The sequence below is a fragment of the Mycolicibacterium austroafricanum genome (genome assembly GCF_000612725.1).
In the GTDB taxonomy this organism is placed as follows: Bacteria; Actinomycetota; Actinomycetes; order Mycobacteriales; family Mycobacteriaceae; genus Mycobacterium; species Mycobacterium austroafricanum.
In genome coordinates, this window is record NZ_HG964454.1 from 533,958 (window position 1) to 547,708 (window position 13,751).

At 67.5% G+C, this 13,751-nt stretch carries 14 protein-coding genes and 1 tRNA gene; 4 read left to right on the top strand and 11 right to left on the bottom strand.

Features of this window, described 5'->3' with window-relative positions; genetic code table 11:
• Nucleotides 1-72: 72 nt before the first annotated feature.
• Together BN976_RS19495 and BN976_RS19500 are read left to right on the top strand one after the other, a co-directional pair.
• The gene (locus tag BN976_RS19495; protein ID WP_051558505.1) at nucleotides 73-894 is read left to right on the top strand and encodes an SDR family NAD(P)-dependent oxidoreductase; all 822 of its coding nucleotides are present in this window, start codon (nucleotides 73-75) and stop codon (nucleotides 892-894) included.
• Nucleotides 895-1,046: 152 nt separating this feature from the next.
• Nucleotides 1,047-1,274 carry a DUF167 domain-containing protein gene (locus BN976_RS19500; RefSeq protein ID WP_036372987.1) on the top strand — a complete coding sequence of 76 codons (228 nt, stop codon included), beginning with the start codon at nucleotides 1,047-1,049 and terminating at the stop codon, nucleotides 1,272-1,274.
• Nucleotides 1,275-1,386: 112 nt separating this feature from the next.
• Here the strand turns inward: BN976_RS19500 and BN976_RS19505 are convergent, their stop codons facing one another.
• The 6 genes from BN976_RS19505 to BN976_RS19530 all read right to left on the bottom strand — a co-directional run bounded on the left by BN976_RS19505 (nucleotide 1,387) and on the right by BN976_RS19530 (nucleotide 7,360).
• Nucleotides 1,387-2,148 carry an ABC transporter ATP-binding protein gene (locus tag BN976_RS19505; protein WP_011780060.1) on the bottom strand — a complete coding sequence of 254 codons (762 nt, stop codon included), beginning with the start codon at nucleotides 2,146-2,148 and terminating at the stop codon, nucleotides 1,387-1,389.
• Nucleotides 2,135-3,016 carry an ABC transporter ATP-binding protein gene (locus BN976_RS19510; RefSeq protein ID WP_011780059.1) on the bottom strand — a complete coding sequence of 294 codons (882 nt, stop codon included), beginning with the start codon at nucleotides 3,014-3,016 and terminating at the stop codon, nucleotides 2,135-2,137. Before BN976_RS19510 ends, BN976_RS19505 begins: the two co-directional genes overlap by 14 nt.
• Nucleotides 3,013-4,146, bottom strand: coding sequence for a branched-chain amino acid ABC transporter permease (locus BN976_RS19515; RefSeq protein WP_036373293.1), 1,134 nt, complete (start codon nucleotides 4,144-4,146; stop codon nucleotides 3,013-3,015). The genes BN976_RS19510 and BN976_RS19515 overlap by 4 nt, the downstream gene beginning before the upstream one ends.
• A gap of 38 nt (nucleotides 4,147-4,184) precedes the next feature.
• A complete protein-coding gene (locus BN976_RS19520) occupies nucleotides 4,185-5,195 on the bottom strand; it encodes a branched-chain amino acid ABC transporter permease (RefSeq protein ID WP_011780057.1) in 1,011 nt (336 codons plus the stop codon).
• A 102-nt stretch (nucleotides 5,196-5,297) separates the two neighbouring features.
• Nucleotides 5,298-6,509 (bottom strand): branched-chain amino acid ABC transporter substrate-binding protein, encoded by a 1,212-nt coding sequence (locus BN976_RS19525; RefSeq protein ID WP_011780056.1) that lies wholly within the window; start codon nucleotides 6,507-6,509, stop codon nucleotides 5,298-5,300.
• A gap of 209 nt (nucleotides 6,510-6,718) precedes the next feature.
• Nucleotides 6,719-7,360 carry a two-component system response regulator PdtaR gene (locus BN976_RS19530; RefSeq protein WP_011780055.1) on the bottom strand — a complete coding sequence of 214 codons (642 nt, stop codon included), beginning with the start codon at nucleotides 7,358-7,360 and terminating at the stop codon, nucleotides 6,719-6,721.
• Between the two features lie 69 nt (nucleotides 7,361-7,429).
• Here BN976_RS19530 and BN976_RS19535 point away from each other — a divergent pair.
• Nucleotides 7,430-7,506 (top strand) — tRNA-Leu (locus BN976_RS19535).
• Between the two features lie 86 nt (nucleotides 7,507-7,592).
• Complete coding sequence (locus BN976_RS19540) at nucleotides 7,593-8,858, top strand: adenylate/guanylate cyclase domain-containing protein (protein WP_036372989.1); 1,266 nt, start codon at nucleotides 7,593-7,595, stop codon at nucleotides 8,856-8,858.
• Here BN976_RS19540 and BN976_RS19545 read toward each other — a convergent pair.
• The 5 genes from BN976_RS19545 to BN976_RS19565 are packed head-to-tail and all read right to left on the bottom strand — an operon-like array spanning nucleotide 8,833 to nucleotide 13,741.
• Nucleotides 8,833-9,336 (bottom strand): Dps family protein, encoded by a 504-nt coding sequence (locus tag BN976_RS19545; protein WP_199558976.1) that lies wholly within the window; start codon nucleotides 9,334-9,336, stop codon nucleotides 8,833-8,835. The two genes, BN976_RS19540 and BN976_RS19545, sit on opposite strands and share 26 nt — an antisense overlap.
• A 49-nt stretch (nucleotides 9,337-9,385) precedes the next feature.
• Nucleotides 9,386-11,212: a DUF2339 domain-containing protein gene (locus tag BN976_RS19550; RefSeq protein WP_036373297.1), complete on the bottom strand. Its 1,827-nt coding sequence runs from the start codon at nucleotides 11,210-11,212 to the stop codon at nucleotides 9,386-9,388.
• Between the two features lie 44 nt (nucleotides 11,213-11,256).
• Complete coding sequence (locus tag BN976_RS19555) at nucleotides 11,257-11,877, bottom strand: response regulator (RefSeq protein WP_086008429.1); 621 nt, start codon at nucleotides 11,875-11,877, stop codon at nucleotides 11,257-11,259.
• Nucleotides 11,877-12,992 (bottom strand): MacS family sensor histidine kinase, encoded by a 1,116-nt coding sequence (gene macS / locus BN976_RS19560; RefSeq protein WP_011780050.1) that lies wholly within the window; start codon nucleotides 12,990-12,992, stop codon nucleotides 11,877-11,879. Before macS ends, BN976_RS19555 begins: the two co-directional genes overlap by 1 nt.
• The gene (locus BN976_RS19565) at nucleotides 12,989-13,741 is read right to left on the bottom strand and encodes an amino acid ABC transporter ATP-binding protein (RefSeq protein WP_086008428.1); all 753 of its coding nucleotides are present in this window, start codon (nucleotides 13,739-13,741) and stop codon (nucleotides 12,989-12,991) included. Before BN976_RS19565 ends, macS begins: the two co-directional genes overlap by 4 nt.
• Nucleotides 13,742-13,751 lie beyond the last annotated feature (10 nt).

Here is a 13,751-nt window from a genome sequence, read left to right on the forward strand (position 1 = left end):
GTAGACAGCCGCTGCCGGAACAGGCCGGTGGCTCGTTCTCGGACCGAACGACAGGAGCTTGTTGTGTCCACTATGCCCACCAAGTCCTCACCTCAACTCACGCGCTATGCCGGACGTCGTGTCCTCGTCACCGGCGGCGGCTCGGGCATCGGGCAGGCGTGCGTGCTGCGCGTTCTCGCCGAGGGCGGCCGGGTGGTGGCCGCCGACATCAGCGCCGACGGTCTCGCCGACACCGTGAAGAAGGCCGGTGAGCTCGGCGCCGGTCTGTCCACGGTCGCGATGGACGTCGGTGACGAGCCATCGGTCGCCAGCGGGGTGGCCGAGGCGATCTCCACGTTGGGTGGGCTGGACACGCTGGTCAACGCCGCCGGCATCCTGCGATCGGCACACCTGGCGGATACCACGCTGGCCGACTTCGAGCAGGTGCTGCGGATCAACCTCATCGGGACGTTCCTGGTGACCCGCGAGGCGATCGCGGCGCTGCGAGACGGCAACGAACCCGCGGTGGTCAACTTCAGCTCCACCTCGGCGCACTTCGCCCACCCGTACATGGCGGCCTACGCCGCGTCAAAGGGTGGGGTGCTGGCGATGACGCACGCGTGGGCCCTGGAGTTCGCCAAAGCCGGCATCCGGTTCAATTGTGTTCAGCCGGGCTCGATTTCGTCGGGGATGACCGACGGCACCGGCGCGTCACGTCAGAGCATCGGGCCCGGTCTGCCCGAGGACGCCGACTACACGCTGTTCGCCAAGGTCGCACCGGTGCTTCCGCTCGACGGCGGCGCGATCTTCGCCCAACCTGATGCGGTGGCCGGTGTGGTCGCAATGCTCGGCAGTCGCGATGCGTACTTCATCACCGGAACCGAGGTCCGGATCGACGGTGGTTCCCACATGTAGTGGACAGCCTGCACGAGGTGTCTGTCTCAAAAAAGGGGTGCAACGATGAGAATCCGAGGAGCGTCGGCGTCCCGCACCACGAGCGCGCATGCTGCACCACGACACACCGCACTACGCTGGCAATTCGCGCACGCTCAGGGCTCAATGAACGTGTGAGTGATGTCGTCTCCGTGCACGTGAAGCCGGGCAGCAAGAAGGGACCGCTGGTCGAAACCGGACCCGACGGAGAGCTGACGGTCTACGTGCGCGAGCGTGCCGTCGACGGCAAGGCCAACGCCGCGGTGATCCGGGTGCTCGCCGAGCACTTCGGGGTGCCGCGCAGCCGGGTGGAATTGACCGGCGGCGCGTCGTCCCGGATCAAGAGGTTCCGTATCGGGTGAGCTGGCCGGCGACGAGCGTGCGCTGAATCGAGGAAATACACGGCGTGGCGCCCGCAGACACGCACGCTCGCGCCCAAGGAAGGGGGCAAGGGCAGGTGGGCAGGAAAACCGCTTAGGCCACGCCCAGGTAGGCGGCGCGGATGCTCTTGTCGGACAACAACTCCCGCGCGTTGCCGGTCCGGGTGACCTCTCCGGTCTCCAGGATGTAGGCCCGGTCCGAGCGGGTCAGCGCCTGCTGAGCGTTCTGCTCGACCAGCAGCACCGTGGTGCCCGCGGCGTTGATCTCGGCGATGATCCGGAAGATCTGCGAGATCACCATCGGCGCCAGCCCCATCGACGGTTCGTCGAGGAGCAGCACCTTGGGCCGCGCCATCAGCGCGCGCCCGATGGCCAGCATCTGCTGCTCACCGCCGGAGAGCGTGCCGCCGACCTGGTTCCTGCGTTCGGCCAGTCGCGGGAAGGTCTCCAGCACCCAGTCCAGGCGCTCGTCGTGCTCCGCCTTCGACGGGAACTTGCGCCCGTAGCAGCCCATCTCGAGGTTCTCGACGATGGTCATGCCGGGAAAGACGCCGCGACCCTCCGGCGCCTGGATCAGGCCGTCGGCCACCCGTTTGTGTGCCTTCACCCGGCTGATGTCCTTGCCGTCGAACCATACCGAGCCCGAGGACAGCGGCAGGAGTCCCGAGATTGCGCGCATCATCGTGGTCTTGCCCGCACCGTTGGAGCCGAGCAACGTCACCAGCTCGCCCTCGTGCACCGTCAGCGACACCGAGTGCAGCGCCTTGATCCGCCCGTAGTGCACGACGACGTCGCGCACCTCCAACAGGACCGGCCGGGGATCAGGCTGGCCCGCAACGGTTTCAGGTGAGCTCATCGTCTGGCACTCCCAGGTAGGCGGCGATGACCTTGGGGTCCTCGCGGATTTCTGCCGGCAGCCCGTCGGCGATCTTGCGGCCGAACTCCAGCACCACGATGCGGTCGGTCACGCCCATCACCAGCCGCATGTCGTGCTCGATGAGCAGCACGGTGTAACCGTCGTCGCGGATCTTGCGGATGAGCTCGATCAGCGCCGACTTCTCGCTCGGGTTGAAGCCGGCGGCCGGCTCGTCGAGGCACAGCAGCTTGGGTTCGGTGGCCAGTGCGCGCGCGATCTCCAGCCTGCGCTGGTCGCCGTACGACAGATTCTTGGCCTTCTCCTCGCCGCGGTGCGCGATACCCACGAAGTGCAGCAATGCAGCCGATCTCTCGATCGCCGAACGTTCCTCACGCCGGTGTCGTGGTGAGCGGATCAGCGCGCCGGGCACCGACGTGTGATGCCGGGCGTCGGTGCCCACCATCACGTTCTCCAGCGCGGTCATCTCCCCGAACAACCGGATGTTCTGGAACGTGCGCGCGATGCCCAGGCGGGTGATCTGGTGCCGTTTGATGCGCCCGATCGGAGCGCCGTCGAACGTGACGATGCCCGAGGTGGGCCGGTAGACACCGGTGATCGCGTTGAAGCACGTGGTCTTGCCCGCACCGTTGGGCCCGATGAGGCCCAGGATCTCGCCGCGGCGGATGTTGAACGTCACCGCGTCCAGCGCCGTCAGGCCGCCGAACTTGACGGTCAGATCCGTGGTCTGCAGCAGGACTTCGCCCTCTTCGGCTTGGATCTCGCGATGCACGCCGGCGATGTCGGCCACACTGTCTTCGAAGTTCTCCAGGGCCGTCTCTGCCGTTGCGTCGTTGTCGGGAGCGGTCATTTCGCCGGCTCCGTATCGGTCGGCTGCGCCCGCAGCAGTTTGCGGGCGGCCCTGGCGTAGGTGAGCAGGTGCTGACGCGCCGGGAACAGGCCCTGGGGGCGGAAGATCATCAGCACCACCAGTGCGAGTCCGAAGAACAGGTACTTCAGGTTGCCCATGTCGATGCCGAGGAAGTGCACCCCGAGCAGGCGGTTCGGCAGGTACACGATGATGAACGCGCCGAGGATCACGCCCAGCTTGTTGCCCTGCCCGCCCAGCACCACCGCGCACAGGAACAGCATCGAGTTGATGATGTTGAACGTCGGCGGGGCCACGTACTGCACCTGTCCGGCATACAGCGCACCCGAGAGTCCGCCGATCGCCGCGCCGATGGTGAAGGCCCACAGCTTGAACTTGAATGCGTTGACCCCCATCACCTCTGCGGCGTCCTCGTCCTCGCGGACGGCGATCCAGGCCCGTCCGACACGGCTGCGTTCGAGGTTGCCGACGAGAAGCAGGATGCCGACGATCAGGATCAGCCCCAGCCAGAACCACCAGGTGCCGTAGTTGGCGTCGCCACCCGAATTCGACACGGAGAACACCCCTTCGGGATGCTGGTCGCTCTCCAGGAAGTGCGGGAAGGCCACCTCGTTGAGGCCGCGTGGACCGTTGGTGATGTCGGCCAGATTGTCGGCCAGCAGCCGGATGATCTCGCCGAAGCCGAGCGTGACGATCGCCAGGTAGTCGCCGCGCAGTCGCAGCGTCGGGGTGCCGAGGATCAGGCCGCTCAGCGCAGTCACCGCCATGGCCAGCGGCACACAGGACAGCCACGCCCACGGCGTGCTGAAGAACCCGGTGGGCCCCAACTTGTTCCACGGACTCTCCGGGCTGGTCAGCAACGCCACGGTGTAGGCGCCGACGGCGTAGAAGCCCACGTAACCGAGGTCGAGCAGACCCGCCTGCCCGACGACGACGTTGAGGCCGATCGCGATGATCGCGACCATCGCGAACTGAGCCATGGTGCCGCCGAAACTGATTCCCGGTGTGTCGATGAATCCCGGTGTGAACAGCGGGGACAACGCGATCCCGGCGAACAGGATGATCCCGAACACCCATTTCTGAGCGCGGGTCAGACCGTCCCACCAGTCCATCACGCGGGCCCAGACCGCGCCCGCCTTCTCGACAGTGCTCATGCGCGTGCCTTTCCGAGGCTCTCGCCGAGTATCCCGGTCGGGCGGACCAGCAGCACCAGCACCAGCAGCACGAACGCCACCACGTCACGCCACTGCGTACCGAACACGGCCTGCCCGTAGTTCTCCATCACGCCCAGCAGCAGGCCACCCAGCAGCGCACCGCGCAGGTTGCCGATCCCGCCGAGCACCGCCGCCGAGAACGCCTTGATGCCCAACAGGAATCCGCCCGAGTAGATGATCCCCTGCGGCACCTTGAGGGTGTACAGCAGCGCCGCCGCACCGGCCAGCAGCCCGCCGATCAGGAACGTCGTCATGATGATCCGCTCCCGTGACACCCCCATCAGGGTCGCCGTCGTCGGATCCTGCGCGACGGCGCGGATACCGCGCCCGAACTTGGTGCGGTTGATCGCGATGTCTGTGAGCACGGCGAGCACCAGCGCCGAGGCGACGATGACGATGGTGATGTTCGAGATCGCGACCCCGAAGAACTCGAACTGGGTCTTGGGCTGCACCAGCACGATCGGCTGCTGCGCGTTCGGCCCGCCGTAGCCGGGTATCAGCTTCGGCAGGATGAACAGCACGAACTGCTGCAGCACGAACGACATGCCGATCGCGGTGATCAGGAACGTCAACGACCGCGCGTTGCGTTTCCGCAGCGGGCGGTAGGCGACGAACTCCAGTCCCACCGCCGCGCCGCCGGACACGAGCATCGCGAACAGCATCGCGATGCCCAGGTACAGCACCGTGAGCGCCACGCCCTTGCTGTAGGCGTTTCCGCTCGGGGTGAACCCCAGGATGATGTCGAGCGCGAAGTACGCCCCGAACATGCCGAGCATGAAGATCTCGGAGTGGGCGAAGTTGATCAGTCGCAGCACGCCGAAGACGAGGGTGTACCCGACAGCGACCAGGGCGTAGATCGCTCCCCACGACAGGCCGTCGATCGTCAACTGCCAGAAACTGTCGACCAGTGCTCCGACATTGAAGTTGATGTTTGCGGCCAGGTTCATCCGGTGGCGAACTCCTTAACGGACGATCGACGGGATCAGACGATGCGATGGTGCGAAAACGCGTCCGAGCCAACAGCTCTCGGACGCGTTTCGCCTCAGCGGTTACTGGACGTCGTAGATCCAGATGAGGGTGGTGGTGAGCTCTCCTTCCGGAGTCCACTGGTACTCACGAGCCACGCCCTGCCCCTTGTAGTTGCGGACGAAGTCGAGCAGCGCCGGCCGGGTGATCGCACCGGAGTCGATGCCCTTGACCAGGATGGTGCCCAGGTCGTAGCCCTCGGCGCTGTAGGTGCCGGGTTCCTGGTTGAACTTCGCCGTGTACTCCTCGGCGAACGAACCGGTCGCCGGGCCGCACGGGCACGCCAGTACCGCACCCTTGGAGGATTCACCGGCCTGCTTGACGAACTCGGGATCCTTGGTGCCGTCGGCGCTGGCGAAGGTGCCTTCGAAACCGCCGTCCCTGAGCTGCTGAACGAACGGCGCAGCCTCGGCGTAGTACCCGCTGAAGAACACCGAGTCGGGGGCGGCGCCGTTGATCTGGGTCACGGCGGCGGAGAAGTCCTTGTCACCCTTCTTCACCGAGATGTTGCACGCCGAGTCGGCGACGGGGCCGAGGGTCTCGCGGACGGCCTGGCCGAGGCCCAGGCCGTAGTCCGTGCTGTCGTCGACGACACAGACCTTCTTGTGACCGAGGGTGTTCTTCAGGTAGTTGGCGACCGACGGGCCCTGCACGCCGTCGTTGGCCAGCCCGCGGAAGAAGGTTTTCCAGCCGTTCTCCGACAACGTCACGTTGGTCGCCGATGCGGTGGTGGCGACGAGGCCGGCCTGGTCGAAGACACCGCCGGTGGCCTTAGTCTCGCCGGAGAAGGCGGGCCCGACGAGGCCGATCGTGTACTGGTCGTCGACGATCTGCGGCGCGATGGCGGTGGCCTTCTGCGGGTCGCCTTCGGTGTCGAACGGCTTGAGCTGCACCTGGCAGCCCGGGTTGGCGGCGTTGTGCTTGTCGATGGCCAACTGCACACCGTTCTTGATGTTGATGCCGAGCGCCGCGTCGGGCCCGTTGAGCGCACCGGCCATCGCGATGGACACCGGCGGGCAGGTGGCCTTGCCGTCGCCGGCCGGGTCAGCGGGCGCGGCGCCCGTGCTGGCGGCGACTTCGGCACCGTTCTCGTCGATCTGCACCTTCTCGACGATCTTCAGATTCGTCTGCGCTGCTTCCTCTTCAGGCGTGGACTGGCTGCAGCCGGCGATCGCCAGCACAGTCAATCCGGCCGTACCGAGTGCAAATGCCTTGCGTGCTACGCGACCGCGCACGTCTCACCTCCGGTTCAGTTTTCGCTCGGCACCGTCGAGCGGCCGTCTGTGGCAGACGACGACACGGCGGCGATGCTTCGCGACGACCATAACCAACGCACCGCCGCGGTGCGTGCTGTTGGAAAACGCGTCGCGTCGATAAACCGGATGAACCTGTAAAAAGTCGGCCGCGGAAACGCAGTCTTAACCGGCGGTGCCGCGCCGATCCTCTATTGGCCGGGCCCCGCCGGTGTGTCGGCCGGCGGATCTAGGGTCTCCAGGACCACCTCGGCGACCCGCTTCATGGTGGTCCGACGATCCATCGCGGCCCGCTGAATCCACTTGAACGCCTCGGGCTCGGACATCCCCTGCTTGGCCTGCAGCAAACCCTTGGCGCGCTCGACGAGCTTTCTGGTCTCCAGGCGATCGGAGAGGTTGGCGACCTCTTTCTCCAGTTCGGTCATTTCGCTGAACCGGCTGACCGCGACCTCGATGGCCGGGATGAGGTCAGTGATGCTGAACGGCTTGACCAGGTAAGCCATCGCGCCGGCGTCGCGGGCGCGTTCGACCAGCTCACGCTGGCTGAAGGCGGTCAGGATGACGATCGGCGCGATCCGCTTGCTCGCGATCTCCGAGGCGGCGTCGATGCCGTCACGCCGCGGCATCTTGACGTCCATGATCACCAGATCGGGGCGCAGCGCTTCGGCGAGTTCGACGGCTTCCTGACCGTCTCCGGCCTCGCCGACGATCTCGTAGCCCTCTTCACGCAGCATTTCGGCCAGGTCGAGCCGGATGAGGGCCTCATCCTCGGCGACGAGGACTCGGCGCGGCGTGACGGCGGCGTCTGACGGTGACGCGGAAGCGGATGACATCACAACATTGTGAAGGGCACAGGCCAGATGAGCGAGCGCGGGGCCATCCTCTATGGTGGTAGGCCGCGCGCCCTCGTATCCCAACTGGCAGAGGAAACGGATTCAAAACCCGTACAGTGTGAGTTCGAATCTCACCGAGGGCACCAACAAAACCCTCTGGTCGCCGATACGCGATCCGCGCCATTCCAGCAGGTTGGCGGACTGGCAGCGATAACCTTTGAGCGTGCCCAACATGCGGCCGGTCTGCGTCCCCGAAGTCACCCTGGGCCGCCGTGCCTGGTCACCGAGCCGGCACCGCCATGAACGGGTGGCGCGGCGGCAGCGCGTTCTGATGATCGCGAGCTGGATCGCGGCCGCCGCGTCGGTCGGATTCGGGGTATTTCAGCTGACGTTCGGCGGCCCCCTGTGGTGGCTGGGCGCCGTCAACATCGGCTGCGGGGTGGTGTTCCTCGCGATCCCGCGGCTGTGCCCCCTCGGTGAACTGATCGCGCCGCTGACGTTCGTCGTCTTCGCCTACACGTCCGTCGGCTTCATCTGCTACACCATCGGCACCGGGTCCGGGCTTCAGTTCTATTTCCTCGTCGCCGCCTCACTGGTGGTGCTGGTGCTCGGCATCGAGCGCATCGCGCTCGCCGCCGCCATCGCGGCCGCCGGCGTGATCATCACCATCGTCCTCGAGCTGACGGTGCCGGACGACCGGGGACTTGGTCCGTCGTGGACGCTGACCGCAGGTTTCATCAGCGCGGTGGTGTCGTCGGTCGTGATAATCGTTGCGACGATCTGGTACACGCTGCGCGAGATCGACCGGGCCGAGGCGGCGATGGCAGCCGAATACGAGCGCTCCGAAGAGCTCCTCGCCAACATCCTGCCCGCCACGATCGCCGACCGGCTCAAGGAACCGACGCGCACCGTCATCGCCGACAAGTACGACGACGCCTCGATCCTCTTCGCCGACATCGCCGGCTACACCAAACGCGCGAGCGAGACGCCGCCGTCGGAACTGGTGCGGTTCCTCGATCGGCTCTACACCGACCTGGACGCACTCGTGGACCGGCACGGGTTGGAGAAGGTGAAGACCAGCGGGGACTCCTACATGGTCGTCAGCGGCGTGCCGAACCCCCGCGTCGACCATCTCGAGGCCCTGGCGCTGCTGGCTCTCGACATGGCCGACGCGGTGGCCGACCTGAAAGACCCGCAGGGACATGACGTTCCGCTGCGGATCGGGATGGCGTCCGGTCCCGTCGTCGCCGGGGTCGTCGGCGCGAAGAAGTTCTTCTACGACGTCTGGGGCGACGCCGTCAACGTGGCGTCCCGCATGGAGACCACCGACGTCGAGGGCCGAATCCAGGTGCCCGACAACGTCTATGAACGACTACGCGACCGGTTCGTACTGGAGGAGCGCGGTGTCGTCGACGTCAAGGGCAAGGGACCGATGCACACGTGGTACCTGGTCGCCCATCGGGCCGAGGCGGTTACACCTTCCGGTTCTCCGACTTGAGCAACCACGCCAGTTTCTCCAGCCCGTCGATCAGCTGGTGCAGGATGTCGGCCGTGCTCGGATCCTCGGCGTCGACGGTGTCGTGGACGGTCCGCAGGGTGTCCACGACGGCGTAGACGCGGGTGGTGACGAGGTCGACGACGTCGTCGCTGCTGTGCTCGAACGCCGGGAACGCCGGCAGCGACGTGCTCGCCGCGACGGTGTCCGACCTGCCGTCGGGGACCGCGTCGAGTGCACGCATCCGTTCGGCCACGGTGTCGCTGGCTGCGCGGGCGAAGTCGACGATCTCGTCGAGTTGCAGGTGCAGGTCGCGGAAGTTGGTGCCGACCACGTTCCAGTGCGCCTGCTTGGCCTGCAGGTGCAGTTCGATCAGGTCGACCAGGACTCGCTGAAGCGCGGCGCCCAGTTCCGGTGAGGCCTGGAAGTTCGCTATCTCGGCCTCGGTCCTTCGTGCGTTCGCTGTGGTCGTCATGTTCATGTCAACGCCTCCTTTTCTGGACTCAGTCCAGATTAGCACGTGCGTTTCATCACAGCTTCTTGTCCTGTTTCTCCAGCAGCCGCGCGTAGCCCGCCCCCATGCCCAGCAGGATCAGGCCGACGACGATGAACACCGCGACCCGGAAGATCCCGTCGAGCGTGCCCAGGTCGAACAGGAACAGCTTGGCCATCGCTGCGGCCACCAGGCCCAGCCCACCGCCGATCAGCATCGAGCGGTCCTCCCGCGGCAGCCGGGCCGCATAGCCGAACAGCGCCGCGGCCATCGCGATCCAGCAGATGGTCGCGGCCATGTGTCCGGCGTAGAAGCCGCCGTCGCCTCCGCCGATGAGCATCCCGGCAGTCACCGTGAACGACGTCACCGCGTAGACGACGACGGCGGCAGGAACGATCCAGATGGCCAATCCCGTCGCACCCCCGGTGTGATCCCACGCCCAGACCACGGCGACCGCGGCAGCCGCCAGCAGCACCGCGGACACCAACGTGGATATGCCTGCGGCAGCGCTGATTCGGGTGGCCTCCAGCAGCATGCTGGGCGGTGAGTAACTCAGGTGCACGCCCGCGCCGACGACCGCGAAACCGATTGCCGCCCAGCGGGCGACCTCATCGCGCCTGCCGACCAGCGCCACCACCACGGCCATCGCCAACAGGACCGGTCCGGCGATCATGCCGTCGAACGCGACGGTGACGGCGATCAAGGCGGCGACCGCCGACGTCGCCGAGAACACCTGCCGCACCACGCCCGCCACCCCGGGCAGGCGCTCGCCGACGAGCACGATCGCCAGCAGCGCCGCAGCCAGTGTTGCCGCCATCAGCGCCGCGACGACGCGGTCCACCGCCAGTGACACACACAACACCGGAAGCACGCCGGCCGCGGTCAGCAGCGCCATCGCAGCACGATTCTTGGTGCCCGGCAACAGGATCAGCGCGGCCACCAGAGCCACCGCGGCCGCGATGCCGGACGCGCCGGCCAGCCACAGATCCTGCCGCGCGGATTCGAAGTGACGCGCGAGCAGCGCAGTCAGAACCGGCAGCGCCGCGGCGGCGATGCGCGCCGCGTGCAGCCAGATCCAGTCTTTACCGAGTTGCACCGGCAGCGACACCGCGGCCAGCGCCAGCATGAAGCCGACCAACAGCAGTGAGATGCCGTCGGTGACGATCGGCGCCAGCCCGATCAGCGGCACCAGCACCAGCAGCCCGAGGTGCTCGGAGTCCCAGCGCCGCGCCAGCGTCAGCCCGCCGCCTGCGATCAGCGACGCGAATACCAGCCCGGCCGGCGCGGACGTCCACTCGTAGATCGTCGTGACCGCAATGACGTCCATGTAGGCCGCCGCCACACCGGTGGCCACCAGAGCGATCGCACCCACCCGGCCGCCGGGGCGGCCGTTGAGCCACCATCCCGCAGCCACCAGCGCACCGGCGAGCACAGCCCCAGCTGCCACCCGGAACTCCGGCCTCAGGATCCCCGCCTGCGCGGCGAGCACCAGGAGCAGCACGACACCGATCAGCGTGACGGCCACCCCCGCGACAGCCAGCAGCTTGCCGATCCAGCCGTCCGAGCGTTCTTTGCGCACCCGTGCAGAGGCCGGCGGGTAGGCCGGGTACGCCGGGTACGCCGGCCGATACGGCGCCACCGGCTGCGGCACAGGGGCCGGCGACGGCACGGGAACGGGCTGCGCCACGGGGACGGGCGACGGCACGGGGACCGGTTGCGGCCAGGGAGCGGGTGCCGACTGCGGGCGATCGGCCAGTATCCGGTCGAGTTCGACAAGATCGGTGGAAACCCTGGCGAGTTGCCGGGAGATCGCGGCGAAATCCGCGGAGAGCCGGGTGATGACGGCGGTGTGCGGTTCGGTCATGCCGCCATCGTCGCAGCCGAGCACGGTGCGGTGGATGAGTACAACTACTCGTCGAGGCCGTGTTCGATCGCGTAGCGCGCCAGCTCGACCCGGTTGCCGATCTGCAGTTTCCGGAAGGTCGCCTGGACGTGGTTCTCCACCGTGCGGTGACTGAGCGACAGCCGCGAGGCGATCTGTTTGGCCGTCAGCCCCTTGGCGACATGGCGCAGGATCTCGGTCTCGCGCTCGGTGAGTGTCGGCCCCGCGGGGCTGTCGCGCTCGATGCGGCGGAACTCACCGAGCACCAGACCGGCCAGACCCGGGGTGAACACCGCTCGTCCCTGCGCGGTCGCCCGCACCGCATCACCGAGTTCCTGCTTGGACGCGCTCTTGACCAGGTATCCGGTGGCCCCGGCCTTGACCGCCTCAAGGACATCGTCGCGTTCGTCCGAGGCCGACAGCACCAGCACGCGCGACGACGGCGACACGGCGAGCACCTCGGCGGTCGCCTGTGCGCCGTCGCCGTCGGCCAGGCGCATGTCCATCAACACCACCGCCGGTTGCACGACGGCGGCACGCCGCTTCGCCGACGCCACCCCGTCGGCGGTGGCCACCACGTCGAAGCCGTCGTCGGCCAGATCCCGCGCCACCGCGTCCCGCCAGATCGGATGATCGTCGACCACCATCACCGAGATACCGTCAGCTCCCACTCCGTCCCCATCCCCGGACCGGTGCTCAGCTCCGCCCGCCCGCCGAGCCAATCCATACGTCCCACAATCGATTTCGATACCCCGACGCGGCCCTCGGTCACCGCTTCGTCCAGCCGGCCCTCGGGGATGCCCACCCCGTCGTCGCGCACGGTGACGGTCACGGTCGCGCCGAGATCCTCGAGAAGAACATACGCGCGGGCAACTGGTCCGGCGTGCGCCTCGACGTTGTCGAGCGCGTTGGTCACCGCCGCCAGAAGCTCGTCGGCGACCGTCGCGTCCAGCAGCACCGGGTCGGCCGGCACACTGATCGACACCCGGTCGGTGGCCCGGCGCCGCAGCATCGCCCCGATGTCGGACATCGCGCCCTTGCGGGGTTCGGCGTCGTTCGCGCTGACCAGGCGGCGCAGCGCCCGCTCCTGCTCCCCGGCGAGTTCGGCGAGCTGGGCGGTGTCTCCCCCGATTTCGCGCCCCCGGCGCGCCACCAACGCCAACACCTGGATCGCACCGTCGTGCACCTGGCGGGAGAGCCGCTCGCGCTCCTCCAGTGACGCCGAGAGGCGGGCCGCCCGTTCCAGTTCGGCGTGGGCCCGGCGCGCCGTCTGCGCGGCCATGCCGACCGCGAGGCCGACCGCCAACTCGATCACGACGGTGGCGTTGCGGCCGAGGTCGATGCTGACGTACCCCTTGAGCGCTGCACTGGCGGCCACCACCACTAGGCCGGCCAGCATTCCCGAGACCGGACCCGACAGGATCGCGGCCGAGATCGTCGCGTTCGTCGCCCACAGCGTGGTCGGCCACGACTGGTTGTCCAGCGCCCACTGGTCGGACGCCACGAACTCCGTCGACAGCATCAACGCCACCACGACGACGATCTCGGCCAGCACCCAGGCGGGCCTGCGGCCGAAGCCCTGCAGGTAGGCCGTCGCGCACGCCGCGCTCCAGCCGATCAGCACCGCGAACAGCACCCATCCGCCGACCGGATGCTCCAGGTCGGGGTTGACCGCCAACTGGAAGCCGAACGCATAGATGCAGCTGAGCAGGCGGAACACCTGCGCGGCGCGCCACAGCGGCGTCGCCGGGTCCGGCGTCACATCACCTTGGAGAGAAACGCTTTCGTCCGTTCGTGTTGCGGATTGGCCATCACCTCGCGTGGCGCGCCCCGTTCGACGACGACCCCGGCGTCCATGAACACCAGCTCGTCGGCGACCTCGCGGGCGAAGCCCATCTCGTGGGTCACCACGACCATCGTCATACCTTGGGCTGCAAGCTTTTTCATCACACCGAGCACCTCGCCGACCAGCTCCGGGTCCAGCGCCGACGTCGGCTCGTCGAACAGCATCAGCTTGGGGTCCATGGCGAGCGCCCTGGCGATGGCGACACGCTGCTGCTGCCCGCCGGAGAGCTGCGCCGGATAGGCCCCGGCCTTGTCGGCGAGCCCGACCTGGGCCAGCAACTCCTTGCCCTTCTCGATGGCCTGGGCCTTTCTGACGCCCTTGACCTGGATGGGAGCCTCGACGACGTTCCCCAGCGCGGTCCGGTGCGGGAACAGGTTGAAGTGCTGAAACACCATGCCCACGTCGCGGCGCTGCTTGGCGACGTCACGCGGCTTCATCTCGTGCAGCTTGCCGCCGCGTTCGTTGTAGCCGACGAGTGCACCGTCGACGTAGAGCCGGCCGGCGCTGACGGTCTCGAGGTGGTTGATGCACCGCAGGAACGTCGATTTGCCGGATCCGGAGGGGCCGACCAGGACAAGCACCTGTCCCTTCTGCACCTCCAGCGTGATGCCCTTGAGCACCTTGAGAGCGCCGAAGTCCTTGCACACCAGCTCGGCCTTGACCATCGGCTTCGCA

Coding starts and splice junctions, on each gene's coding strand:
- BN976_RS19495 (WP_051558505.1), top strand. CDS start 73: ATGCCCACCAAGTCCTCACCTCAACTCACGCGCTATGCCGGACGTCGT.
- BN976_RS19565 (WP_086008428.1), bottom strand. CDS start 13,741: ATGGTCAAGGCCGAGCTGGTGTGCAAGGACTTCGGCGCTCTCAAGGTG.
- BN976_RS19555 (WP_086008429.1), bottom strand. CDS start 11,877: ATGGTGGTCGACGATCATCCGATCTGGCGGGACGCGGTGGCGCGGGAT.
- BN976_RS19530 (WP_011780055.1), bottom strand. CDS start 7,360: ATGTCATCCGCTTCCGCGTCACCGTCAGACGCCGCCGTCACGCCGCGC.
- BN976_RS19545 (WP_199558976.1), bottom strand. CDS start 9,336: ATGAACATGACGACCACAGCGAACGCACGAAGGACCGAGGCCGAGATA.
- BN976_RS19510 (WP_011780059.1), bottom strand. CDS start 3,016: ATGACCGCTCCCGACAACGACGCAACGGCAGAGACGGCCCTGGAGAAC.
- BN976_RS19550 (WP_036373297.1), bottom strand. CDS start 11,212: ATGACCGAACCGCACACCGCCGTCATCACCCGGCTCTCCGCGGATTTC.
- BN976_RS19540 (WP_036372989.1), top strand. CDS start 7,593: ATGCGGCCGGTCTGCGTCCCCGAAGTCACCCTGGGCCGCCGTGCCTGG.
- BN976_RS19505 (WP_011780060.1), bottom strand. CDS start 2,148: ATGAGCTCACCTGAAACCGTTGCGGGCCAGCCTGATCCCCGGCCGGTC.
- BN976_RS19520 (WP_011780057.1), bottom strand. CDS start 5,195: ATGAACCTGGCCGCAAACATCAACTTCAATGTCGGAGCACTGGTCGAC.
- BN976_RS19515 (WP_036373293.1), bottom strand. CDS start 4,146: ATGGACTGGTGGGACGGTCTGACCCGCGCTCAGAAATGGGTGTTCGGG.